The 25,053-nt window shown below is 42.0% G+C and carries 17 protein-coding genes; 13 read left to right on the top strand and 4 right to left on the bottom strand.

Annotation, left to right across the window (positions count from 1 at the left end):
• The first annotated feature begins 11 nt into the window (after positions 1 to 11).
• From ACOQOE_RS11450 to ACOQOE_RS11440, 3 genes are all read left to right on the top strand, one after another.
• Positions 12 to 2,054 carry a VWA domain-containing protein gene (locus ACOQOE_RS11450; RefSeq protein ID WP_420554059.1) on the top strand — a complete coding sequence of 681 codons (2,043 nt, stop codon included), beginning with the start codon at positions 12 to 14 and terminating at the stop codon, positions 2,052 to 2,054.
• Entirely contained in the window at positions 2,051 to 3,814 is a 1,764-nt protein-coding gene (locus ACOQOE_RS11445; RefSeq protein ID WP_420554058.1) for a BatD family protein, read from the top strand. The genes ACOQOE_RS11450 and ACOQOE_RS11445 overlap by 4 nt, the downstream gene beginning before the upstream one ends.
• Positions 3,815 to 4,254: 440 nt before the next feature.
• Positions 4,255 to 5,796, top strand: a complete 1,542-nt coding sequence (locus ACOQOE_RS11440; protein WP_420554057.1) for a PAS domain-containing methyl-accepting chemotaxis protein — start codon at positions 4,255 to 4,257, stop codon at positions 5,794 to 5,796.
• 112 nt (positions 5,797 to 5,908) lie between these two features.
• Here ACOQOE_RS11440 and ACOQOE_RS11435 read toward each other — a convergent pair whose 3' ends face one another.
• From ACOQOE_RS11435 to ACOQOE_RS11425, 3 genes are all read right to left on the bottom strand, one after another.
• Entirely contained in the window at positions 5,909 to 6,682 is a 774-nt protein-coding gene (locus ACOQOE_RS11435; protein WP_420554056.1) for a sulfite exporter TauE/SafE family protein, read from the bottom strand.
• 185 nt (positions 6,683 to 6,867) lie between these two features.
• Positions 6,868 to 7,443: a phosphonate metabolism protein/1,5-bisphosphokinase (PRPP-forming) PhnN gene (phnN, locus tag ACOQOE_RS11430; RefSeq protein WP_420554055.1), complete on the bottom strand. Its 576-nt coding sequence runs from the start codon at positions 7,441 to 7,443 to the stop codon at positions 6,868 to 6,870.
• A gap of 97 nt (positions 7,444 to 7,540) precedes the next feature.
• Positions 7,541 to 7,768 (bottom strand): DUF1127 domain-containing protein, encoded by a 228-nt coding sequence (locus ACOQOE_RS11425; protein WP_067869201.1) that lies wholly within the window; start codon positions 7,766 to 7,768, stop codon positions 7,541 to 7,543.
• Between the two features lie 123 nt (positions 7,769 to 7,891).
• Between ACOQOE_RS11425 and ACOQOE_RS11420 the strand changes: the two genes are divergently transcribed.
• From ACOQOE_RS11420 to ACOQOE_RS11400, 5 genes are all read left to right on the top strand, one after another.
• A complete protein-coding gene (locus tag ACOQOE_RS11420; protein ID WP_420554054.1) occupies positions 7,892 to 8,824 on the top strand; it encodes a LysR family transcriptional regulator in 933 nt (310 codons plus the stop codon).
• A 277-nt stretch (positions 8,825 to 9,101) separates the two neighbouring features.
• The gene (locus tag ACOQOE_RS11415) at positions 9,102 to 12,572 is read left to right on the top strand and encodes an ATP-binding protein (RefSeq protein ID WP_420554053.1); all 3,471 of its coding nucleotides are present in this window, start codon (positions 9,102 to 9,104) and stop codon (positions 12,570 to 12,572) included.
• Entirely contained in the window at positions 12,569 to 13,480 is a 912-nt protein-coding gene (locus tag ACOQOE_RS11410; protein ID WP_067869210.1) for a response regulator transcription factor, read from the top strand. The genes ACOQOE_RS11415 and ACOQOE_RS11410 overlap by 4 nt, the downstream gene beginning before the upstream one ends.
• A gap of 393 nt (positions 13,481 to 13,873) precedes the next feature.
• Complete coding sequence (locus ACOQOE_RS11405) at positions 13,874 to 14,659, top strand: substrate-binding periplasmic protein (RefSeq protein WP_067869213.1); 786 nt, start codon at positions 13,874 to 13,876, stop codon at positions 14,657 to 14,659.
• Positions 14,660 to 14,671: 12 nt separating this feature from the next.
• Entirely contained in the window at positions 14,672 to 17,086 is a 2,415-nt protein-coding gene (locus ACOQOE_RS11400) for an EAL domain-containing protein (RefSeq protein WP_420554052.1), read from the top strand.
• Positions 17,087 to 17,172: 86 nt separating this feature from the next.
• On the opposite strand, the gene ACOQOE_RS11395 is transcribed toward ACOQOE_RS11400, so the two are convergent.
• Positions 17,173 to 18,666, bottom strand: coding sequence for a DEAD/DEAH box helicase (locus ACOQOE_RS11395; protein ID WP_082792458.1), 1,494 nt, complete (start codon positions 18,664 to 18,666; stop codon positions 17,173 to 17,175).
• Positions 18,667 to 19,168: 502 nt separating this feature from the next.
• Here ACOQOE_RS11395 and urtA point away from each other — a divergent pair.
• The 5 genes from urtA to urtE all read left to right on the top strand — a co-directional run bounded on the left by urtA (position 19,169) and on the right by urtE (position 25,048).
• On the top strand, positions 19,169 to 20,449 hold the full coding sequence (urtA, locus tag ACOQOE_RS11390; protein ID WP_067869220.1) for an urea ABC transporter substrate-binding protein: 1,281 nt from the start codon (positions 19,169 to 19,171) through the stop codon (positions 20,447 to 20,449).
• Between the two features lie 354 nt (positions 20,450 to 20,803).
• Entirely contained in the window at positions 20,804 to 22,351 is a 1,548-nt protein-coding gene (gene urtB, locus ACOQOE_RS11385) for an urea ABC transporter permease subunit UrtB (RefSeq protein ID WP_067869250.1), read from the top strand.
• Positions 22,348 to 23,526: an urea ABC transporter permease subunit UrtC gene (gene urtC, locus ACOQOE_RS11380; protein WP_303418479.1), complete on the top strand. Its 1,179-nt coding sequence runs from the start codon at positions 22,348 to 22,350 to the stop codon at positions 23,524 to 23,526. The genes urtB and urtC overlap by 4 nt, the downstream gene beginning before the upstream one ends.
• The gene (gene urtD / locus ACOQOE_RS11375; protein ID WP_303418476.1) at positions 23,523 to 24,356 is read left to right on the top strand and encodes an urea ABC transporter ATP-binding protein UrtD; all 834 of its coding nucleotides are present in this window, start codon (positions 23,523 to 23,525) and stop codon (positions 24,354 to 24,356) included. Before urtC ends, urtD begins: the two co-directional genes overlap by 4 nt.
• Positions 24,353 to 25,048 carry an urea ABC transporter ATP-binding subunit UrtE gene (urtE, locus tag ACOQOE_RS11370; protein WP_303418474.1) on the top strand — a complete coding sequence of 232 codons (696 nt, stop codon included), beginning with the start codon at positions 24,353 to 24,355 and terminating at the stop codon, positions 25,046 to 25,048. The genes urtD and urtE overlap by 4 nt, the downstream gene beginning before the upstream one ends.
• Positions 25,049 to 25,053: the final 5 nt, after the last annotated feature.

Genomic DNA, 25,053 nt, shown 5'->3' with positions numbered 1-25,053 from the left:
ATTTTTTTACGATGTTAACTACATTTCATTTTTTACAGCCCAGTTGGCTTTTGCTAATTCCTGTAACCGTCGCCGTTGCTTATTTTTCTGCTAAAAAGCGTGTCAATCGTACCTACTGGCAAGCGATCTGTGATCCTGAATTAATTCCTTTTCTAGAGCAAAAAGGCGAGGGACGTTCCTCACGGCTCTTTATAAGTTTGCTAATAGCAGCCTTACTATTAATTGTGGCTGCGGCTCAGCCTGTTTGGGAAAAACAACCTCAACCTGTTTTTAAACAAGGTAATGCGTTAGTCATTGCGTTGGACCTTTCTGCATCAATGAATGCCGAGGATATTAAACCCAGTCGGCTGCAGAGGGCTCGCTTCAAGATTGAAGACTTATTGGCACGTATACCCGACGCGCAGGTAGCGTTACTGGTTTATGCTGCTGAAGCGTTTAGCGTAACTCCGCTTACGGATGACAGCGATACCATATTGGCCCAATTGCCAGCAATGGTCCCTGAGATTATGCCTGTTCAAGGGAGTCGAGCGGATAAGGCGCTTATACTAGCTGATCAGCTACTAACTCAGGCAGGTATCGCACGAGGTAATATTTTATTGGTAAGTGATGAAGTTCTCCCTGTAGATATTGCAGCCATTGCTACTCGTCTAAAAAGCCAAGGTCGTCAGATCTCGATTTTGGGGGTGGGTACTGAGCAGGGTGCACCAATTAATACAGAACAAGGCATATTAAAAGATCAAAATGGGCAAGTCATCGTTGCTAAGGTGCAGGCGTCGCTTATGCAAGAATCTGCAGGCCTTGGTGGTGGCCAAGCAAAAATGATTACGGTCGATGATAGTGATATTAATTATTTGGTTGCTCAATTTCAGCGAGATGAACAACGGCCGGCTGAATCTAACGAAAAAATGGATAGATGGGTAGCTGAAGGACCTTGGTTTATTTTGTGTGCTCTGCCGTTTGTCTTAATGGTTTTTCGTCGGGGTATCGTTGCGCTACTTATACCGTTGTTGCTTCCTATCGTGCTGCTCGGAGGCGGGGGATATAGCAACTCAGCAGAAGCAGAACCCGTTAAGGCGACTGACCATAAGGGCGAGGATAGTGTAGCGAGTAGCCGCCAAGTGTGGGCAGACCTCTGGCAAACGAAAGATCAGCAAGCCTTAGCGCTTTATCGGTCAGGGGATAAGGCGGGTGCTGCAGAGGTCTTTGAAAACCCGAAGTGGAAACAGTTTTCATACTATGAGAGTGGTCAATATGATAAGGCTGAAACGGTAACTGTAACACCTCAGACACCTGCTGAATGGTATAACCTTGGCAATATTTTAGCGCGTAAAGGCGAGTTAGAACGTGCTTTAAATGCCTATGATCAGGCTCTTGAGGCGCAGCCTGATTTTGAGGATGCGCGTTATAACCGTAACGTGGTAGAAGAGTTGTTTAAACAGCAATCGAAGCAGAAGCAAAATAATGCCACGCCTAACGGGCAGCAAAAGGAAAACTCCCAGAAAAACAATGGAGATGGTTCTGACAACGAAGATGCTAACGGCCAAAATTCAGAGGAAGGTATGGCTAGCGATAGTAATACTGAAGGTGCTGGGGCACAAAATGGCTCATCGCAAAAGGCTAATCAGCAAACAGGTGGTTCTGACAATCAATCCCAAGTACCAAAACAGCACACAAAAAACACTGTGTCTGATGACCAGGTTTCCTCCGAGGGGAGTCAGGGATCTAGCGAACAAGATAAATCGGCTGCTGATGAACAGCTACAACAAGCCTTAAAAGATAAGATCGATCAACAATTGAAGGATGAGTCGGATTCGACTGCAGCCTTGAATGATATTGAAGATAATACCGCTGATGATAAAAAAGTGAGGCCTAGCGGGATAGCGCCTACCGGGAGAGCAGAACAAATAAGCCAACCTTTAGATGAGGCGGAGCAAGCGCGACAGCAATTATTGAACCGGATTGAGGATGATCCTGCTGGACTGTGGAGAAGGAAATTTATCTATCAATATCGTCAGCAGTCTAGTGGGCAAGCGGTTGAGGAGAAACAGTGGTGAGATTATTTAGGTTATTATCAATTGTATTGATGTTACTGACCAGCGTTCAGCTTCATGCGGCTATTAGTAGTCAGATTGATCGTAATGTGGTTGAGCAGGGACAAACATTTTTATTAATGCTGAGTTTCACACAAAATGATTTAAGAGGCGTAGATCTATCGCCCTTAGAAGAAGACTTTGAGATTATTAGTCGCAGTCACCAATCAGGAACCAGTATTATCAATGGTGAATTGAAAACGAGTACCAAACTTATCATTACTTTAGCGCCAAAACGTGCGGGTAAACTAGAGGTCCCAGCTGTAAGCCTTAATAGCCAACAAAGCCAATCGCATGAAATAGAAGTAAAACCCGTTAAACAGCTATCGGCGGTGGATGGAGGAGTTGAGTTACTTTCCACCTTGTCCGACTCTGAGCCTAGGGTGCAACAGCCGATTATCTATCAAATGAACCTTGTCTTAGGACAGCGTATTTATAATGCGTCTTTTCAAGAGCCAACGATTAAACAAGGTAAAGCGCTGATTCAGCCCTTAGGTGAACAGCGCCAGTATCGCCAAACATTAAATGGTCGAGAGATGTTGGTTGTTGAGCAATCATGGCTTATTATCCCTCAGCAAAGTGGGGCGTTAAATATTGAGGGAGCAAAACTTAGTGCTGAAATACGTAATGTGAATGGTAGTATTGATCCGTTTCGACGTATGAATGATCCCCGCGCTGTACGACGTATCTACCTTTCTGCCGATAGCTATACCGTAGAGGTTACGCCGATACCAAAAAGTTTTAGTGGGCGGGATTGGATTGCAGCCACTGATTTGAGCCTTAAAAGCGAGATGAGTAGTGATGATTGGAAGGTTGGTGAACCGGTTACCCGTATTATTACGCTTCAGGCCAAAGGTATAGGTCAAGATCAACTTCCCGAGATTGTTTTACCGTCGTTGCTCGGTATTAAACAATACGCAGCGAAACCAGTTTACGAGCAAGATCAGAAAAACAATGAATTGGGTGTCACTATGACACAAGAGATAACTATTATCCCGAGCCAGCAGGGAGAGGTTATTTTGCCAGAAGTTAAGTTGCCTTGGTGGAACACTGAAACAAATAAAGAAGAAGTGGCGATTTTACCCAAGCAAGCCATTAACGTTCTACCATCTGATTTAGGTAACTTTACAGAGAGTACTGAGCATAGCCCAAATACTTTAAAGGAAAATACACCGATCGAAGAGATTGCTCCTTCCTCGGTTCAGAATAAACAGAGTATAACGCCGGTATCACCATCACAATTAAGTGCCGATTATCCAGCAACGAAAGAGTGGGCTGCAAGTTATAGATCTTGGATATTAATTTTCGTCATGGTTGTGGTTGGTGGCATTTTAGGAAGTATTATTACGATCTTATTTTATAAACGTTCTAGGTCATCGGTGGGCGATTCTACTCTCCATAATGCTCAGCAGAATAGCAGTGTTTCACGTAGCTTAAATACTTTGCAGAAAGCTTGTAAAAGTAACGATCCACATCGTGCTCGTGATGCATTATTAACATGGGGGCGAGTTGCGCTGGATTGTAAGCATTTAAATAGTTTGCAGCAGAAACTACCATCTGACGTACGTGATCTTATTAATGAACTCAATAGCTGTTGCTACGATAAGGCGCGTAGAGATTGGAAGGGGGATAAGCTTTGGCGGGCAATACAAGGTTATGACTTAAAAGGGGGTAAGTGCAAGCTAGATCACTTAGAACCTTTAGTTCCTCGTATGGGTTGTTAGCGCTTTTAATCGTATTTCGTACAAATAGTTAAAGGCGGGTATACCGCCTTTTTTTTTTCTCTAAGTAGTGTTACCTTCCGTTCTATTGATCTCAATTGATTGCTCATTTGAGTTATAGGTTGAAATGAACTGAATTATACTTACTTGCTTTTTTATTGCGCCGCATCATTTTTTTATTGTCCTGTGTGTGATTTATTTCGCTATATCTCAACCTAATGATAGCCTTTGAAGATATTTCTAATATACTGAAATAATAAGAATAAAATTATATTTAACTATTTCTTGTTGGTGACTTAAGCTTAGCTTATTAATGTGTAACAAAGAGTTAAAAAGTGTGTAGTATTAATTTTTATGTACACTGCAATAACTAAAGAATACGGTAGCAGGGGATTAATTAGCCAAGGAACAAATCGAACATTTGGTCGATATGGGAGCTTAGGATGCATTGCACGGGTACGGAGCGAAAATTTTCAAATCAACTAAGGCTGATCTCTACGACGGACCTGAAAGGCCAGATTACTTATGCTAATTCTGAATTTTGCGAGGTATCAGGCTATAACGCTGATGAATTAATTGGTTGTCAGCACAATATTGTTCGTCATCCGGATATGCCCCCAACTGCTTTTTCTGATCTTTGGGATCATGCAAATAAAAGTAAGCCATGGATGGGATTGGTTAAAAATCGCTGCAAAAATGGTGATTACTACTGGGTGCAAGCTTACATAACCCCTCTCTTTGATAAAAAGGGAGAAAAGGTTGGCTATCAATCAGTTCGAACAAAGCCGACAGATGAACAAATCATCCATGCAGAGAAGGCTTACGCAAAAGTTTTACGTAAACCTGCTTCTATCAAGGCAACAAGCCTTGTGACTAAGGTTATGTCAGTTACATTACTTTTTGCTTTAGCGATGATTGTTACGGCGTTTAGTCCAGAGAATGCCATGCTGCAAGGTCTAGTGACGATCGCTCTTTGCGTACTTCTGCTGGTTACTAATTATTACCTGCTTTTACCCCTTAAGCGAATTAGGCAATATAGCCAAGCGATCTATGTTAACCCGTTAGCGCAATATGCGATGACCAGTAGTATGAATGAGGTTGGTTCTGCGGAATTAGCTAATTATATGATGCAGTCACGTCTTCGAACGGTGATTGGGCGGGTAGAGGATAGTATCGATCTTTTAAGTCACTTTATGCAAGCAACTCAAGAGTCTATTGAAGAAACCACACAGGGGATAAAGCAACAGAACCTTGAGAGTGATATGTTAGCCAGTGCGGCGACGCAAATGTCGACGACTGCCCATCAAATTGCGGAGAATACTGCTCAAACCTCAGAAGCAACACAATCCACCGCGCAGTTAGCAAATACAGGCAAAGTAATTGTTGGCGATATGATTGAGGGTATTAAAGAGCTTGTTGGTGAGGTAGAGCATGCAAGTGACTCATCCGAAGAGCTTAAAGTAAAGGCTGCTGAGGTCGAGCAGATTGTTAATATTATTAACAGCATAGCTGAACAGACTAATTTACTGGCTCTAAATGCGGCTATTGAAGCAGCCCGTGCTGGTGATCATGGGCGTGGTTTTTCCGTGGTTGCTGATGAAGTGAGGGGCTTAGCTCAACGAACACAAGAGTCGACAGGGGAGATAGGTTCGACAATTGATGCTATCCAAAAGCAAGTATCAATGACCGTCGATATAATGGCTCGTTGTAATCAACACGCCCATGCGAATATAGAACGTGCGGAAAATACTGGGCGTTCATTTGATAATGTAGATGAAGCGATGATCAATATTACTGATAGATCGACTCAAGTAGCAACGGCTTCAGAAGAGCAAAGTGCGGTTGCTGAAGAGATCAGTCAGAATATTTTTAACATCCGTGAAGCGGCAAGAAACAATAGTGAAATATCAAAGCAGATGATGGATTCTTCTGAGGAATTGGCTAACTTAATTGTAGATTTGAGGTCTATGCTCAAAACTATTTAGCGGGATTTTCTGCCGATTTTTTATAATGCAGCCCCTTACATAAGTAAGAGGCTTATCTACAAGTTATATGGTTGTTGATAATTAATTGTCGGTATAAATGTAAGCTGGCATATTAAATAGTATAAGTGTCATAAAAAAAGTAAGCAGTAATGGCGATACTTGCAAAAATAACCAATTGGCGTACAGCTTGCTGCGGTAACTTTTTTGATAGGATCGCCGCGGCATAGCCACCGGCAAGGGAGCCTGTAAGTACCACGGTGCCTGAATACCAATCAATAGCACCATCCATTATAAAAAGGATGATAGCAATGAGTGACACTAGAGAAGAAACCAATAGTTTGAGCCCATTCATCACATTAATATCGCTATAACCTGCTAGGGCTAGATAGCTTAATGTAATGATACCTAAGCCCGCATTGAAAAAGCCGCCATAAGTAGCAACGCCCAGTAGTAAAAGTGCCAGCAACAGAGCTCCCATAGATGAAGCATGTCGATGCATCGTCGCCAACTTTTTCAGTGAGCTGTTCAATTGTCCGCCAAAGATAAAGAGAAGTGTTGCGAATAGTAAGAGCCAAGGAACAGCTTCCATAAAAACGGCTTCAGGGGTTTGTAGTAATAGCCAGGCCCCAGCAACTCCGCCTATTAAACTTAGAATAGTTATTTTTAGTAGCTCTGTTTTATGCGCCATAATTTCTTTACGGAAAGCAAAGGTTCCGCTGATATAGCCTGCGCTGGATGCAAAGGTATTTGTGGCATTAGCGATAATGGGGGGGACACCAGCAAATAGTAGAGCTGGGAAGGTGATAAAGCTTCCTCCACCAGCCACGGAATTTAAAATCCCACCTAAAAAGCCTGCAATAAAAAGTACCAATAATTCGAAAGTCATAAGCGGGTAGTCATTTAGTGAAGAGAGATTTAATTGAGCATTTTCGCACTTTAGGGAATAACTAGAACCCGTATTTATACGTAGTTCTGCTCTACTGAGTAGATTTTAGGTTATATAAAAAGGGATAGGTAGAAGGTGATCAGTAGAGTACCTCGCCTAATTACAATATCAGCTCCTAGAGAAAGTTAAGTTTTGGCTAAAGAGAGATTAGATTCCGTACTAATGATCTTCATTAATGCATCTATACCTGCTTTAAGGGAGTTGTTGTTGTCAATATATAGCATTGAATCATCCTGCAGTAAGTGGAGAAGCGATGCATGCTGTTTTAGGCGTTGATCTATTTCAGTCAATGATTCTCGCCCTCGCTGAATAAGCCGTTTTTTTAATTGCTCCGTTTCTACAGTGACCATGATCGGTGTAATAGATCTAAAGCGCTCCTTGGCTGCCGCTAAATGGCCTCTAGAGCCGTTGATGATTACGCGATGACCTTGGGCTACCCATATTTCCACCTCCTTCCCTATACCATATAGATGTCCATGAGAGGCCCAGTGCATGCAGAACATGCCATTATTTTTGCGTAACTCAAATTCGGATTCAGTTAAGTGAATATGGTTTTCGCCACCGGCACTAACGGCGCGTGTAATATAGCGGTGTGCAATAAATACATTATGGCTATGTTCCAATCGTTGGCGACAACCTTGGAGAAGAGAATCTTTTCCCGATCCTGATGCGCCCATGAGATAGTACAAATGTCCGCTCATTAGTATCCTTAATAACCGCTGATATTTACTCTATTTATACAGGATAAATAGACTATATTTTGCATTGGCTTATATTATTTCTAATTTGCGGCTCTCGTTATCTCCAGAATACTTTTTCAGATTCTAATTTTGCTTGCTTAAGAGTGAGCCCTATATCTCTTAGTTGATCAGCATTTAGCAGGGCTAATTGTTTTCTGGATTGATAATTATGCTGCCACAGTTCTAATCGCTGTTTTATATTCTGTAGAACAGAATTTAAATTAAAACTTATCTGAGTTTTCGATTCTAAGTGGCTTTTTAAGTATGATCTAGATAAAGGTATCATGGTATCCCCCTAAAAATAGGTTGAATTTTGTTGTTATATAGTTAGATTTTCGTCTATTTTGAGGGTTTAGTCGCTATACTGACAAACGATATATTTTTAAATTCACTTAAGAAAAAATTAACTATGACTAGGTTGCCACCATTAAAAGCTCTAAGAGTATTTCAGTTTGCTGCAGAGAGTGGCAGCTTTAAATTAGCGGCAGAAAAGCTTAATGTGACGCAAGCGGCCATTAGCCAGCAGATAAAACTGTTAGAAGATTTTTTTGGTGAACCATTATTTTTACGCCTTAATCGAGAAGTGCGGGCAACCCCATCTGCTCATAGGCTTTTACCTTATATTCAGCAAGCTTTTGCTTTAATTGAGGAGGGTAGTAAAACCTTGGAGCAGGACTCTTTTCCCCATCAATTGAAAATCACGTCCATTCCCTCGTTTGCCGCTCAGTGGTTAATTCCTAAATTAGGCGCCTTTCAGACACAGCATCCCGACTTGAGCTGTTTTGTTTCCACCTCTCTAGATTTACATGATTTTAGTGATGACTCTCAAGACCTTGCTATTCGGTTTGGTTCTGGAGGGTTCGTGGGATTAGAGGAGCGAATGATCGCTAATGATTATATCTTGCCACTTTGTCATCCCATGTTATTAGAACAGCTTAATAGGGGAGAGAGGACGATTGATGAGATGCCTATTCTTTTGGATAGCTCACAGGAATTAGAGACTTTAAATAATGCTTTTAAAGCTATGTTTGGCGGAACCAGTAAGGTCGCTTTACAAGTAAAAGATTCAAGCCTGCTTATGAATGCAGCCCTTAATGGTCAAGGCGTTGCTCCAATTCGTTACAGTTTAGCATTTGAGTTAATTCAGAGAGGGCAGTTGGTGTGCCCCGTTAATTTTTATTGGCATTCTGTTTTTAGTTATTACTTAGTCGCACCGGAAGCTTATTTTCAGCGGCATAAAGTGAAAGTGTTTAGCCAATGGATTATTAACGAAGTATCGGTGATCGAAAGCACTTGGCAAGTATATAAACAGAAAGCAGGGCTGCAATTACAAAGGCTTTAGCTTGTAATTGTTTACTGCTGGTTGATCTATAACTGGCATGAAGACTGCACTAATTAAATGCAAATTATAGAATTCCGTGCTCAATTTGATCGCGTTCTCGCTATATAAAGGGTCTGGCGTATATACAAGCAACTATATAAGTACCTATACAGGTAACTATACAAACAACTTAGGTTTGCTTGATCTTGATGATGTTATTTATTGATGCATTGTTTTTGTGCGCTAATGCTCTTTGGTGGTGCGATTTTCTGTGGGCATTTTCTAGTGGTGGGTGAGTATGAGTGCTTCGCAGCGCATTTTAAAAGAGCGGCGACATTACAATAAATGGGTAGCAAACCAAACATTAGAGGACTATGCGCTGCGTTTTACTGCGGTGGGTGGTCGTCATATGAGTATTTCCAAGGTGGGGATGACAGCTCTTGGTGCTGCTTCGTTTTTGGCTCTCGAAGGTTTAGCGGCGGCGGTTACGCTTAGCTATGGCTTCACTAATACCATCACGGCCATGTTGGCTGTTTGTTTGGTTCTGTTTGTCACCGGCTTTCCTATTGCTTATTACTGTGCGAAACATGGATTAGATATAGATCTACTTACCCGTGGCGCTGGCTTTGGTTATTTGGGGTCGACTATTACCTCGCTGATCTATGCCTCCTTTACCTTTATTTTCTTTGCCATTGAAGCCGCTATTCTCGCCTCCGCTTTAAATGTTTTGCTCGGGATTCCGTTATTTATTGGCTATGTTATCTGTGCGGTTGCTGTTATCCCTATTGTGACCCACGGTATTACTGCAATCAGTAAATTTCAGGTAGGCACTCAATATATATGGCTGCTCTTACAATGCTCAGCTTTGGCCGTGGTGTTGATCTACGAATACGATAGTTTAAAGGGTTGGACTGAATTTGTAGCACCGCAAGCGCCCCAAGGAGATAGTTTTAACTTAGTGTTGTTTGGATCTGCTGTATCTATTTTTATTGCCTTAGTTGCGCAAATAGGTGAACAAGCCGATTACCTACGTTTTATGCCCCCTAAAACCCAAGAAAATCGAAAACAATGGTGGTTTTGGTTAGTGCTCTCTGGCCCTGGTTGGGTCTGGGTTGGGTTTATAAAAATGTTATTAGGCTCATTTTTAGCTTATTTAGCCTTTACTCAGCTAATGCCATTTGAGCAAGCTACAGATCCTACCTATCTCTATCAGCAAGTGTTTCTAACATTGACGGAATCACCGGTTATATCATTGATTCTTGCGGCGGTGATGGTGATTCTGTGTCAAATGAAGATTAATGTGACTAATGCATATGCAGGGTCTATCGCCTGGTCAAACTTCTTTTCCCGTTTAACCCATAGTCACCCTGGCCGAGTAGTGTGGTTGGTCTTTAATGTCTCTATCGCCTTGCTATTGATGGAGCTGGGTATATACCAAGCCTTAGAAGCGATTTTAGGTACCTTTGCTATCCTTGCGCTGGGCTGGTTGGGGTCACTATCAGCGGATCTGTTAATTAATAAACCTTTAGGTTTAAGCCCTAAAAATATTGAGTTTAAACGTGCTCACCTATATGACATTAACCCTGTAGGCATCGGCTCTATGCTGATTTCAACCATATTGGGTATGCTTGCCTACTTGGGCTTGCTAGGGGAGCTGGCTAAGCCTTTATGTCATTTTGTTACTTTGCTCTCCTGCTTTATCTGTGTGCCGTTGATCGCATGGCTGACCAAGGGACGTTATTACATCGCTAGAGAATCAAGCAATCTGAGCCATTTCTTGAGCAAAGAAAAGCGTATACATCCGGCAGCATTAACAACATTGACCTGCGGTATTTGTGAGAACAAATTTGAATTGGAGGATATGGCTTATTGCCCCGCTTATGAGCAGCCGATCTGCTCATTATGTTGCTCATTGGATGTGCGTTGTTTAGATGGCTGTAAGCCAAAAACAGGTTTTTCACAAAGTGTATTAAAAAATTTATACCGTTATCTTCCCCGTATGGCAGTACGCTCGATCTACTCTAGATTAGGGCGGTTTATCACTTGGGTGTTTAGTGTGAACCTCGTTTTGGGCGGGTTGCTGTTGCTGATCTATATTCAGATCAAGCCTGCCAACGCAGCAGAAATTATGCTGCTTGAAAAAACCTTTATCTCTTTATTTATTACCTTGTTTATCGCTTCAGGCGTTGCTACATGGGTTTTTCTATTAGCCCATGAGAGTAGAGTTACAGCGCAAAAAGAATCTAATCGTCAAAGCTTAAAGCTAACCCGTGAGATCGATGCCCATGAGCAGACGGATAAAGAGCTACAGCAGGCTAAAGAACATGCTGAGCGAGCAAATGCTGCCAAAAGTCGTTATCTAACAGGTATCAGTCATGAACTTCGTACTCCTTTGCAATCAATTTTAGGTTATGCGCAGTTACTGGGAGAGAAAGAAAGCATTGCAGACGAACATAAACGCGGCTTAAAGATTATTCATCGTAGTGGGCAGTATTTGACTGATTTAATTGAAGGTTTACTTGATATATCAAAGATAGAAGCGGGCCGATTGGATCTATACCGTAATCAAGTGAAACTACCTGAACTTATCGATCAATTGGCGCAAATGTTTGGCGTACAAGCGGAACAAAAGCATCTAAAATTTACCTGCCGAATTAATAATCCTTTACCTGATGTCGTTATTACCGATGAAAAGCGGTTACGACAGATCTTAATTAATCTCCTCTCAAATGCGATTAAATACACACCCCAAGGTAATATCGATTTTGAAATAAACTACCGCAACCAAGTAGCAGAATTCTGTATCCGTGATACAGGTCCAGGAATAGATGAAGATCACTTGCAGCGTATTTTCGATCCTTTTGAACGTGTTCGAAATCGAGATACTGCCAGTCTTCCAGGAACGGGGTTGGGGTTAACCATTGTAAAATTGTTGGCTGAAATTATGGGCGGAGATCTTCAGGTGGATAGTCAGCTTAACAAAGGCTCTGAATTTAAAGTTAGCCTATTATTACCTTGGGTTGATAGTGTGCATGAGGATGAGCCTAAATTACGTAAAGCTATGGGCTATGAAGGATTCCAACGCACGATCTGTTTGGTTGATGACGATCCGGTTTTACGCGGCTTATTGTCAGACCTGTTAGTTCCGCTGGGGTTTAATACGGTGGAAGCCCATGATGCCTATAGCTGTCTCCAATTGGTTAAAGAGGTGAGGCCAGACCTTTTTCTACTGGATATATCTATGCCCGGCATGAGTGGCCTAGAGCTAGCAAGTCAGCTTAGAGAGGAAAGGTATAGAGAGCCGATTGTGATGCTTTCGGCCGATGCGCAGGAGTATAATCAACAGGAAGATTATAAGTTGGTTTATGATGATTACTTGGTTAAACCGGTGAGTAACCATCTATTGTTGGATAAGCTTGCTCAGCACCTTGATTTAGATTGGGTGTACCGTACTGAAACTTTAAACGTTGTTGTTCCAAGTAGCTTGCAAATTAATTCGGAGGTTGATGCTGGAGCTCCACTTGATAACTTGAAGAATCGGACAGATTTAGCGGCAAGGCCCCCAGTTAAAAATCTTCCTAAGCACAGTCTGTTGTTAGAGCTTAAAGCCTATGCTGAAATGGGTTATCAAAAGGGCGTTAATAATATATTACAGCAGATTGATGAAGAGGGTATTTTGAACGCTGAAGCATTTGGGCATCTACAAGGTTTATCCCAAGCATTTCAATTTGAAAAACTTGCACAACATATCGAGGCATATACGTTATGAATACCGCTCTAGGGAAAGAGATCGTGCTGGTGGTTGATGATTCACCTGACGCATTGAGCCTTATTAATGATGCTTTAGAGCACGCGGGTATGGATGTGTTGGTTGCTCTAGAGGGACGCCAAGCACTGACGATCGCAAAAAGGATACGGCCTGATATTATCTTATTAGATGCGATTATGCCTAATATGGATGGTTTTGAAACCTGCTTAGCGCTTAAAGCGGACCCTTCACTAGCGTCAATCCCCGTGATTTTTATGACAGGTTTAACAGATACCTGTGATGTTGTTCGAGGGCTAGAGGCGGGAGGTGTTGATTACCTTACAAAACCTATTAACCCAAGTGAGTTATTAGCTCGCATGCGGGTTCATTTGGCTAATGCGCGTCAGGCGGTCAGTGTCGAATCAGCACTTGATAGTAGTGGTCAGCACTTAGTAACAGTGGATACACAAGGGGTGATGTTATGGGGGACACCGCAAGCCCATGCTCTGTTGGCAAAAGCGGGCATTGGTTCGCTGGGCCAAGCTAAAGCGCTGGTGCCGCAAATTCAGCGTTGGCTTGAGCAGCCTAAACTTGCTCAAAATCAAACTTTAAAGGTAAAAAACCTTAGTTATCCTTTAGAGCTTAAACTCGTCGCATACCAAAACAACAATCAGATATTGGTTAGGCTGATTGATGGAAATCGGCCTACAGGTTCAACGCTGTTAAAAAGTAAGTTATCCATTACGGAAAGAGAATCAGAAGTACTGCATTGGATAGCCAATGGTAAAACGAACCGTGAGATTGCTGAAATTCTTGAGATGAGCCCTAGAACAGTGAATAAACATCTTGAGCAGATATTCCCTAAATTGGGGGTAGAGAATAGAACCGCTGCTGCGGGAGTTGCCTTGAGAGTGTTGGCCACTGAATAAAGAATATCTGTATATAACTCATATGCTTGTATAGACTATTTCGAGTGACAGAAAGCGGATTTGAATGCTCTTATTTCTTTTAAAGTCGCTATACTTTAGATTGATATAATGCCCGTGTTCACGTAAAAAATCGTCTATTTCCTATTATTTATCATCCTTCATGTATCACTTTTCGACGGCTAATATTTCTTGTTAACCTATGTTTAATCAATGAAATAAACACCTGTATTTATATGTAAGTAAGACAATTTAACTAAGACTAAAGTCTTTTCTTTCTTTCGGGAAAATAGTCGTTAAGTTCATAAAACAGAGACTAACAATTTTTAAGATAAGGTTTATGATGGATTATAGTGGGGACTGTTGGTACATACCAACAGATAGAGGGGAGTTGTTATGCGTTGTTTTAAAAGTGAATTTTATTCTTTTGCTGCTTTAATTTTGTTCTTATTTATTCCAGCGGCTCAGTCTGCAGAGCAGCAGGTAGAACCAATAACGCTTTATACTGTTAACTACCCTCCTTATTCTATCATTCGTTCAGATGGAGCCTTTGAAGGGGTTGATGTGGATGTAGTTCGAGCGGCATTCTTAGCTGTAGGTATCAATATCCATTTTAAAACAGCGCCCTGGAAACGAATCTTAAAAAATATACAGCATGGCTACATTTTGGCCAGTATAACCTGTTCAAAACGCCCTGATAGGTCAGCGTATATCAAGTATAGCGATCCAATAAGTGTTGCTAATCAAGTTGCAGTAATGGCTTCTGCAAGTGACGCTAGCGCATTGGTGAAATTTTCAGACCTTAATAAATTTGAGGTAACGGTTGTTGATGGCTGGGGAATTGAAAAGGAGCTGACTGACTCAGGGATAGAACATACGACCACACCGAGCATTAGTAGTGGAATTAATGCCGTTTTAAACCGAGGGGTTGATGTTTTCTATAACGGGGATGCAGCAACATTATTTGTCGCAAAGAAGTTAGGTGTGCAAGACCAGATAAAAATAAAGCACTTTGTTGATCGAGAAGCGACCCTTTTTCACCTCTGCTTCAGTAAAAAAAATCATAATACAGAGTACTTAGTTCATCAGTTTAATAAGGGACTAAAGGTTATTAAAAAAAATGGTACGTATCAGGCTATATATGAAAAATACTTGTCATCAAATTTGATCACCAATTATTAACAGGGTATGAGAATGGGGTTTGAATTTAGACACAGGATTGCATTTAAACAAGCTCGGACAGTGTTACTGATCTCCTTGGTTTTAGGACTACTCTCTACAAGTATCCAAATATTTCTTGATCTTAGACAGGAAAAGATAAGTTATCTTGCTGGAATCGAACGCGTTATTGCCCTGTATAAAAAGACAGCAGAGCGTGCGATTTATAATTTGAACTATGTAAAGGCAAGTGAAATTACCGCGACATTAATATCTCACCCAGAAATATCTGAAGCAACGCTTGTCGATGACTTTGGGGATCCGTTATCACATGATAAACAAGAAATTTCCTCGCCTAACACCTTTTTTTATAAGCTAGGGAACTATTTCTTTCAGTTTAATACCCATTACGAATCGATTTTAAAGATTGATAACTCCCAAACGGGGGCTGCAAAACTTATTATAGAGTTGGATTCCACCTACATTACGCATAATTTTGCGTTACGGGCTTTTATCGGTTTGGTATTTGGTTTGCTGTACAACGTGTTGTTAGCTTGCGTGTTTTTATTCTTTTTCTATCGTTACTTATCGCGTCCTATATTAGATATTGTTAAGTGGGTTGATCAATTAAATACCCATAATAACCTGCCTTTACCTTATAAAGGACGTGATGAAATAGGGGATCTTGTAGCGAGTTTTTCTAAGCTTTGGGATGAGCGACGACAGGTGACCGATCGTTTAAATAATACCATTTCAAAACTTTCTAAAAGCAAAAACTTTTCACGAACATTAATGGAAAATGCTGGGGATGCAATGTTTCTCTGCGCTCCAGATGGCACAATAATAGATTTAAATCATCAAGCTGTTGAAACGCTGAAAAGTGATAAAGAACATATTTTGGGTAGTAAGCTTTCCGTTTATAGCCAAAATTATTCAGAAAATGATTTAGTAGATCTTTTTTTATCAATAGATGAAAAACACGTTTGCACTTTCGAAGATATTCAAATAGATATGCATAAAAAGGTGTTTCCTATTGAGGCAAGAGGAATAAGAATTAAGCAAAACGATAAAGATTATATTCTTATTTCCGCACGAGATATTAGCGCACGAAAAGAGTCAGAAAAGCAGATCTTTGAACTCGCCTTTTTTGATACCTTAACGGGGTTAGCCAATCGTAGATTGTTTACGGATAGATTGTCCTCTGTTATTACCCATCATCAAGTGCATGATATTCACGGTGCTGTGCTTTATATGGATTTAGATCGTTTTAAAACCATTAATGATTCATTGGGCCATAGTATCGGTGATAAATTACTCTGTGCTGTTTCGCAAAGGTTAACGGCGATTGCTCCAGTAGGAACAACATGCGCGCGTTTTGGGGGAGATGAATTTGTTATATTACTACCTGAAATAGGTCCTACTGTTGTTTCCAGTGCGGAAGTGGCTGTACACATTTCTAAAAAAATAATTGATGCTATTGCTGCCCCTTTTGAGATAGAAGGGCACACTCTTTATTGCACTATAAGTATAGGTATTGCGGTCTTTCCTGAAAAAGAGCTAAGTGCTATCGATATCCTCCGACATGCGGATATTGCGCTCTATCGCACAAAAGCGATGGGGAAAAATGGCTTTCAGTTCTATGATCCAGAGGTGCAGTCCTCTGCGCAAGAACGCTTACTGATTGAGAAAGGGTTACATAAAGCATTAGATAAAGGGGAATTTCAACTCTGGTTCCAACCTCAAGTGAAGTCGGACGGTTCCGTGTTTGGTGCAGAGGTTTTACTCCGTTGGATGCATCCTGAAAAAGGGGTTATTAGCCCAGATGACTTTATTCAAATTGCGGAAGAAAGTGGCCAAATTATTGAAATGGGACAATGGGTGTTAAATGAAAGCTTTAACCAACTTGCGCAGTGGAGAGAGAGAGGCTTCCCCGAGGGCTGTCGACGTTTAGCGATCAATATTAGTCCGTTACAATTTATGCAGGTTGATTTTGTTGGCCGAGTTTTAAAGCTTTTAACTGATTATCAAATACCAGGTGAGCTGATTGAATTAGAAATTACCGAAAATATGCTGCTAAATAACTTTGATATCGCTAGTAATAAAATGAGAATTTTAAAGCAACGAGGGATTTCTTTTGCCATTGATGATTTTGGGACAGGCTACTCGTCACTTAAGTATTTACGTTATATGCCTTTAGATATACTTAAAATTGATCGATCTTTTGTAACAAACCTACGCCCATCTTCAGAAGAAGCGGCCATTGTAGAAGTTATTATCGCCACAGCGGATAGGCTCGGATTGGCAGTGGTTGCTGAAGGAGTTGAAACTGTAGAAGAGAGGGATACCTTAATAGAGCTTGGGTGCCATCGTTTCCAAGGTTATCTTTATTCTAAACCACTTCCAGCCGCACAATTCTATGAGTTGATCAGTGAAACGCGGTTGAGTGTTTAATCTTTAGCTTAGAGGCCTAAATAAGGTCTATTACACCAGATTTAGGCCGAACAGAGCGGATTGCAAAATTGCAACGGTTGGGTTGCTTAATGGCTAGGCTTAGGTGTTGGCCTTTTCCTAACACGGCGTGTTGGCCGAGTTGTTACCGAAGCGCCGTTCGTTGTTGGTCTACTAGTGGAGGCTCTACTATTAGATATCCCTTGGTGTTGCCCTTGAGACGCCACGTTATTTCCACTACTTTGCGAACCTGAATTCGTACCCTTTGCTGTTCTTGATCGTGAACTGCTGCTTCCATTACCTGAACGGTGGGATTTATTTTTACCTTGTGGTTTATGGCCGCGTGCATTATCTGCTGAACGCTGTCCATCTTTATGTCCACTGCCACCGCGTTTCTGGCTTGGCTTTCTTTTGCTTGGTTTCTTACTTAAATCGGATTCAGGTAGCGGATGTACTGGTGAGAAACCATTTAGTTCCTTACGCTCAAGAATTTTACCAATCAAGTGTTCGACTGCTGCCAAGTGTTCAAATTCATCAGCGCAAACTAAAGATACCGCTTCACCTGATGCACCGGCGCGGCCAGTACGGCCAATACGATGGACATAATCTTCAGGCACATTCGGTAGATCAAAGTTCACTACATGGGGTAGTTGGTCAATATCTAAGCCGCGTGCGGCAATATCTGTAGCGACTAATACCTTAATTGCACCGCTTTTAAATTCAGATAAGGCCTTTGTGCGTGCGCCTTGGCTTTTATTGCCATGAATCGCCGCTGCAGTAATCTTGGCTGCATCTAACTGCTTAGCTAGGCGGTTTGCACCATGTTTAGTACGTGAGAAAACAAGCACTTGTTCCCAGTCATTAGCTGTAATCAGCTCAATAAGTGCGGGTGCTTTCTTGTTTTTATCAACGGGAGTTATCCATTGCTTAACGGTGGTTGCGGTAGAGTTGACCGGTGTTATGGAAATCTCTACAGGATCATTAACTAACCCTTTTGCTAACTTTCGTATTTCTGCAGAAAAGGTTGCGGAAAAAAGAAGATTTTGGCGCTGCTTCGGTAGGACCGCTAAGATCTTTTTAATATCGTGAATAAAGCCCATATCTAACATACGGTCGGCTTCATCAAGCACAAGAACTTCCAACTGAGAAAACTTAATAATGCGTTGGTTGTATAGATCAAGTAAACGCCCTGGGGTCGCAACAAGAATATCCACACCGCCGCGCAGTTTAGCGATCTGCGGGTTGATCTTTACGCCACCAAACACAACGGCAGAGCGTAATGGTAAATTCTTTGAATAATCACTTACACTTTCAGCAACTTGCGCAGCCAGTTCGCGGGTAGGCGTTAATATTAACGCTCTAATCTGATTCCCTTGTGCTGGCGTGCCAGTACTTAAACGCTCTAAAAGAGGCAACGTAAAGCCTGCTGTTTTTCCTGTGCCGGTCTGTGCGGCAGCCATTAAATCTCTACCCTGAATGACGGCAGGAATGGCTGCTGCTTGAATAGGGGATGGGGTGTCGTATCCTTTAGCGGAAACGGCATCCAAAATTGGGCGTGAAAGGCCCAGGTCGGCAAAACTCATTTGTTGCTCTCTATATGGTATTTACAGAATTGCATTAAAACTTAATCGAACGCGCAGTTCGAAAGTAAGTGCTATCGCAGTGTTAATTCTATTTGTTTGTTATCTAGAATCGATGTGAAAGGAAGGATTCACTCTATCTAAAGCTCTCTGAAGGCCCCTGCATAAATGCTAGGAAGTGCTTGAAACACGGTGCCAACAGGTCTTTTAGAGTAATTAAAGCTTTAAGACTCGTTCGCTTTGATCTTCGGAACCTCGCAATTATAGCACTGATCGGCGCTTAGGCGTAGCAAGGATTGATAAAACTTCAATTTGAGCTGCGAAAAAGCACGGCTGACGGCGTATTCTCATACTATATACGTCAAATGACGTATAGGTGTGCGTCAATCACCTCATACCTGTTCGGACCTATATGGAATAGCCTTATTGCATCGCACAAAGAAGCCGTTTTATTGAAAGCGGTTTGACTGGTGCAGCTAATTTTATAATCAGGGGAAGGGCAGATATGAAACTTAAAAGTATTGCGGCAGGGGTTGCACTTTCAATAGGTGCTTCAGTGATCAGTATTAGCGCTATCGCGGCTGAAACGATCAAAGTAGGTGTATTACATTCGCTATCAGGCACTATGGCTATTAGTGAAACAACACTGAAAGACACTGTCCTAATGATGGTTGAAGAGCAAAACAAAAAGGGTGGTTTGTTAGGAAAACAGCTAGAAGCCGTTGTTGTTGACCCTGCCTCTAATTGGCCTCTATTTGCAGAAAAAACACGTGAACTACTAACAAAAGAAGAAGTAGATGTAATCTTCGGTTGCTGGACATCTGTATCACGTAAATCTGCACTACCTGTGTTAGAAGAGCTAAATGGACTGATGTTCTATCCTGTTCAGTATGAAGGTGAAGAGTCATCTAAAAATGTATTCTATACAGGTGCAGCGCCAAACCAGCAGGCGATTCCTGCGGTTGATTACTTAGCAAATGACCTTGGTGTTGAACGTTGGGTTCTAGCAGGTACCGACTATGTTTATCCACGTACAACCAATAAGATTCTTGAAGCTTACCTTAAAGCTAAAGGCGTAGCGGCTGAAGATATCATGATTAACTACACGCCTTTTGGTCATTCTGATTGGCAGTCAATTGTATCGGATATCAAAAAGTTTGGTGGTGAAGGTAAGAAAACAGCCGTGGTTTCTACGATCAACGGTGATGCAAACGTCCCTTTCTATAAAGAGCTAGGTAACCAAGGTATCTCTTCTGAAGATATTCCTGTCGTGGCTTTCTCCGTAGGTGAGGAAGAGCTTTCAGGTCTAGATACTACACCGCTTGTGGGTCATCTAGCTGCTTGGAACTATTTCCAGAGTGTTGAAAATGATGCGAATGCTGCATTTATTAAACAGTGGAAAGCGTTTACAAGTGAAGAACGTGTAACTAACGACCCAATGGAAGCAACCTATATAGGTTTCAACATGTGGGCTAACGCGGTTACTAAAGCGGGCACAACAGATGTTGACGCAGTAGAGCAGGCGATGATCGGTCAGGAAACCCCTAACCTTACCGGTGGTATGGCTGTAATGAACAAAAATCACCACTTGAGCAAACCGGTTCTGATCGGTGAAATTCAGGATGATGGTCAGCTTGAAGTTGTTTGGGAAACTGATGGTGTTGTTGCCGGTGATGCATGGTCTGATTTCCTACCAGGTTCTAAAGACCTGATCTCTGATTGGACTAGCCCTATTAAGTGCGGTAACTACAACACCGTAACTAAAGAGTGTTCTGGTTCTAAATAAACGACCAGTAGTAAGTAGTGGAGGTCTCTCGTTCATGAAAAGTGACGGATACCTCCACAAGTTTTACGAAGCCTGTTTGCCAAGTAAATATAAGCTTTAACTACGTTAATAAGTGGTTCTCTTTGATTAAGTGTAGCCACTTTCCATTCCTGATTCGCTGATACTACGGTTACTTTTTACCCATAAATCGGACTCAGCGGTCTATACAGGAGAATTCACGTGAGACGTCTGTTTGCCACCCTGTGCTGCTATGTTGCTGCGTCCCTAACATCGGTTTATGCAAATGAGCCAATAGAGGTCGATGCTGATCCCGCAACTGTCGCGGCAGTTTCCTCCCCCCCACTTTCAGCAACAATGGTAGAAACTGAAGAGCCAGTTTCTGTTGCTGGGCTTTTAATAAATTTAACAGAGGTCAAGCTAAGTAAAGCGCTGCCTGTACTTAAGCAACTAGAAATACTAGGCGGCTTAGATATGCTGCCGATGTTTAAAGGCATGCTAGAAGGTGATTTGTATTTTGTTAAAGCCAGTAAAGAGGTGGTCATCATCTCTACGGTTGATGGTGAATTAACAGCGCAAGGTGTTTTAAGCAAAAAGCAGTTGGCCGATGTAAGTAAGAGCCAGCTCAAAAAAATTCGTGTAAACAACAAGCTTCGTGGTTTTTTAAAGCAAGCTATCGCACGTTTACATATCTCTCATCCTGATTCTGATAAGCGCTTAGCAGCGGTGCAAACCCTGTTAACACATCTGTCAGATGACACTATCGCTACCTTAATCGCTGCCCGTGTAAATGAAGCGGATGAAGATGTTCAGGCTATGATTGATTTGGCACTGGCCTTATATCAAGCAGATTCAAAAGACCCCGCTGAACGCCTTATTGCCGTAAATATTATGGCCGATAGTCTTGAAGGTGATGCAAGAAATAAACTCGTAAAACTTGCTGAAAATGATACAGATACACAAGTTAAAGTAGCCGCAGCCAAAGCACTAAAACAGATTAATGAGAAGATAGAGTTTTATGGTTTTATTGATCAGCTCTTCTTTGGTTTAAGTTTAGGTTCGGTTCTTCTATTAGCTGCAATTGGTTTAGCGATCACCTTTGGTGTTATGGGTGTTATCAATATGGCCCATGGTGAGATGATCATGTTGGGTGCCTACACGACTTATGTTGTGCAGTTAATGATGCCAAATGCGATTGAATATTCACTATGGGTTGCGATACCCCTTGCGTTTGTTGTATCTGGTTGTGTCGGTATTCTGATTGAACGTGGTGTTATTCGTCATTTACATGGTCGCCCATTGGAAACTTTACTCGCGACCTTTGGTATTAGCTTAATTTTACAGCAGCTAGTCCGTACTGTTTTTTCTCCCCTCAACCGTCAAGTGGCATCACCGGAATGGATGAGTGGTTCATTAGAAATTAACCCTATTTTGAGCTTAACCTTGAACCGCTTATATATTTTGGCCTTTGCACTTCTGGTTTTTGGTTTATTGCTGATTATCTTACGTAAAACCTCCTTAGGACTTAATGTACGGGCAGTGTCCCAGAACCGTGATATGGCAAAAGCCATGGGTATTCGTACCGATTGGGTCGATGCTATGACCTTTGGTTTAGGTTCAGGTATAGCCGGTATCGCCGGTGTTGCTTTAAGTCAGTTGACCAACGTAGGCCCTAACTTAGGCCAAGCTTATATTATCGATTCGTTTATGGTCGTTGTATTTGGCGGGGTGGGTAACTTGTGGGGCACCCTTGTCGCTGCGTTCTCGTTAGGGATAGCGAACAAGTTCTTAGAGCCGGTTACCGGTGCAGTGCTTGCGAGTATTTTTGTACTTATCTTTATTATTCTCTTTATCCAAAAACGTCCTAAGGGCTTATTCCCCCAGAAAGGGAGGGCTGCAGAATGAACCAGTTAATGCGTTTTAGCCGTTTACATGGTGACAGTAAAGTTGCGCCATTTGTCGCGATCTTAGTTATTTTAACGTTGTTAGCGTCTATGGGTAATCTATTGATGCCTGAAGACTCAGCGTTTTATGTCAGCACCTATACCATCACTTTATTAGGTAAATACCTATGTTATGCCATGTTGGCCTTAGCGGTTGATGTGATTTGGGGTTACTGCGGAATATTAAGTTTAGGCCATGGGGCATTCTTTGCTTTAGGTGGTTACGCTATGGGTATGTACCTTATGCGCCAGATCGGTGATCGCGGTGTTTATGGTAATCCAGAGCTGCCTGACTTTATGGTCTTCCTTAACTGGACTGAGCTGCCTTGGTTCTGGCAGGGGATGGATCAGTTCTGGTTTGCGATGCTGATGGTCTTGCTTGTCCCTGGTATTTTAGCCTTTGTCTTTGGTTGGTTAGCATTTCGTTCCCGTGTAACGGGTGTTTATCTATCCATTATGACCCAAGCGTTAACTTATGCGTTATTGCTTGCCTTCTTCCGTAATGAGATGGGTTTTGGGGGTAATAATGGCTTAACCGACTTTAAAGATATTTTAGGCTTTGATCTGCAAGCAGATACAACCCGCGTCACGCTTTTTGCCATAACTGCGCTGCTCTTAGCTGTGATCTTAGTGGTGAGCCACAAAATTCTACAATCCCGTATGGGTAAAGTGATTGTTGCCATTCGTGATGGTGAGAGTCGAGCACGTTTTATTGGTTACCGTACCGAGCGTTTTAAAGTCTGGTTGTTTGTTTACTCTGCATTGATTGCGGGTATTGCCGGTGCGCTGTATGTACCTCAAGTGGGGATTATCAACCCCGGTGAGTTCTCTCCACTTAACTCAATTGAGATGGTGATCTGGGTTGCTGTTGGTGGTCGTGGCACATTGATTGGTGCCATTGTTGGTGCGCTGCTTGTCAACTTTGCGAAAACTAAATTTACCGCCATTATGCCTGATGGTTGGTTGTTTGCTTTAGGTGCGCTGTTTGTCTTTGTCACCCTTTATCTACCTCAAGGGTTAATGGGTCTATACCAAAAGATGGTCAACAAGCGCCGTTCTGGTGGTGGCGATAATGATGCTAGGCCAACAGATGATAAGGTGGATACCGCACCTGCAATTAAAGGGGGTGATGCATGAGTACATTAACTGATGTACGCGAAATAATGCGTAGAGACCAAGTGTGGTCATTTTTAAAAGATGAGCAAAAGCCGGTTGATGTTTCCCATGACGTTATTCTTTACGTTGAAGGGCTTAATCTGAGTTTTGATGGTTTTAAAGCACTAAATGATCTGAACCTCTATGTAAATGATGGTGAGTTACGCTGCCTAATTGGTGCCAACGGCGCGGGTAAAACAACCTTGATGGATGTGATTACCGGTAAGACAACACCCGATTCCGGCAGTGTTTATTTTGGCCAGAGCATTAACCTTTTACAGCATGATGAGGCCGATATTGCACAGTTGGGTATAGGACGTAAGTTCCAAAAACCAACCGTGTTTGAGGCCCATAGCGTATTTGATAACTTAGAGTTATCGCTCAAACAGCAAAAATCAGTTATCCCTATGTTATTTGCTCGATTAACACCAACGGAAATTGATCGTATTGATGAAGTACTCAATGTGATTGGTTTAAAAGAGCAATGCTTTATGCAAGCAGGGGCTTTATCGCACGGCCAGAAGCAATGGTTAGAGATCGGTATGTTACTGGTTGCTGAGCCTCGATTGTTATTAATTGATGAACCTGTAGCAGGTATGACAGCCCAAGAGACAGAACGGACCGCCGAGTTACTTACCTCATTAGCCGGCGAGCGTACCGTGATTGTGGTAGAGCATGATATGGAATTTGTGCGCAGTATCGCCCGTACTGTTACTGTGCTGCATCAAGGCTCTGTACTAGCAGAAGGTACGATGGATCAAGTTCAAAATAACCCTGATGTTATTGAAGTTTATCTGGGAGAAGCACCATGATAGAGATCTCAAAAGTTAATCAACGTTATGGTGGAACTCAAATCCTTTGGGATTTGGATTTGGATATTAAACCAGGCTCCTGTACCTGTATTATGGGACGTAATGGGGTGGGTAAAACGACGCTGTTAAAATGCCTTATGGGTTTGCTGCCGGTCGAGAGCGGTGAAATTCTACTTGAAGGTGAGCCTCTGCATACAAAACCCGCTCAGTTTAGAGCGCCGGCAGGTATAGGTTATGTGCCTCAAGGTCGAGATATTTTCCCAACCTTAACAGTGGAAGAGAATCTTAGAATTGGCTTACCTATACGTAAAGATAAAGCGAAACAAATACCGGAGAAGATCTTTGAACTCTTTCCTGTATTAAAGGAGATGCTTCATCGCCGCGGTGGTGATCTATCAGGGGGCCAGCAACAGCAGTTGGCGATAGGTCGTGCCTTAGTGATTGAACCTAAAGTGTTGATCTTGGATGAACCTAATGAAGGTATTCAGCCTAATATTGTGCAACAGATAGGTGATGTTATCCTCAAACTTAATCAGGAGGAGGGGCTAACCGTTATCTTAGTCGAGCAAAAGTTAGGATTTGCACGTAGAGTAGGCAAAGAGTTTCGCTTAATGGAAAAAGGCCGTGTGGTTGCCAGTGACCAGATGGCCAACTTAAGTGAGGAACTGATAAAACAGTACCTTGCTGTATAAGATAA

This window comes from Neptuniibacter marinus, assembly GCF_965223595.1.
GTDB lineage: Bacteria > Pseudomonadota > Gammaproteobacteria > Pseudomonadales > Balneatricaceae > Neptuniibacter > Neptuniibacter marinus.
Note: the sequence above shows the minus strand (reverse complement) of the source record. Positions and strands in the feature narration are given on the sequence as shown.

Bases quoted from the DNA above. Each gene is read 5' to 3' on its own strand.
- ACOQOE_RS11450 (WP_420554059.1), top strand. From the start codon at position 12: ATGTTAACTACATTTCATTTTTTACAGCCCAGTTGGCTTTTGCTAATT.
- ACOQOE_RS11440 (WP_420554057.1), top strand. From the start codon at position 4,255: ATGCATTGCACGGGTACGGAGCGAAAATTTTCAAATCAACTAAGGCTG.
- ACOQOE_RS11435 (WP_420554056.1), bottom strand. From the start codon at position 6,682: ATGACTTTCGAATTATTGGTACTTTTTATTGCAGGCTTTTTAGGTGGG.
- phnN (WP_420554055.1), bottom strand. From the start codon at position 7,443: ATGAGCGGACATTTGTACTATCTCATGGGCGCATCAGGATCGGGAAAA.
- ACOQOE_RS11425 (WP_067869201.1), bottom strand. From the start codon at position 7,768: ATGATACCTTTATCTAGATCATACTTAAAAAGCCACTTAGAATCGAAA.
- ACOQOE_RS11420 (WP_420554054.1), top strand. From the start codon at position 7,892: ATGACTAGGTTGCCACCATTAAAAGCTCTAAGAGTATTTCAGTTTGCT.
- ACOQOE_RS11415 (WP_420554053.1), top strand. From the start codon at position 9,102: ATGAGTGCTTCGCAGCGCATTTTAAAAGAGCGGCGACATTACAATAAA.
- ACOQOE_RS11410 (WP_067869210.1), top strand. From the start codon at position 12,569: ATGAATACCGCTCTAGGGAAAGAGATCGTGCTGGTGGTTGATGATTCA.
- ACOQOE_RS11405 (WP_067869213.1), top strand. From the start codon at position 13,874: ATGCGTTGTTTTAAAAGTGAATTTTATTCTTTTGCTGCTTTAATTTTG.
- ACOQOE_RS11400 (WP_420554052.1), top strand. From the start codon at position 14,672: ATGGGGTTTGAATTTAGACACAGGATTGCATTTAAACAAGCTCGGACA.
- ACOQOE_RS11395 (WP_082792458.1), bottom strand. From the start codon at position 18,666: ATGAGTTTTGCCGACCTGGGCCTTTCACGCCCAATTTTGGATGCCGTT.
- urtA (WP_067869220.1), top strand. From the start codon at position 19,169: ATGAAACTTAAAAGTATTGCGGCAGGGGTTGCACTTTCAATAGGTGCT.
- urtB (WP_067869250.1), top strand. From the start codon at position 20,804: ATGGTAGAAACTGAAGAGCCAGTTTCTGTTGCTGGGCTTTTAATAAAT.
- urtC (WP_303418479.1), top strand. From the start codon at position 22,348: ATGAACCAGTTAATGCGTTTTAGCCGTTTACATGGTGACAGTAAAGTT.
- urtD (WP_303418476.1), top strand. From the start codon at position 23,523: ATGAGTACATTAACTGATGTACGCGAAATAATGCGTAGAGACCAAGTG.
- urtE (WP_303418474.1), top strand. From the start codon at position 24,353: ATGATAGAGATCTCAAAAGTTAATCAACGTTATGGTGGAACTCAAATC.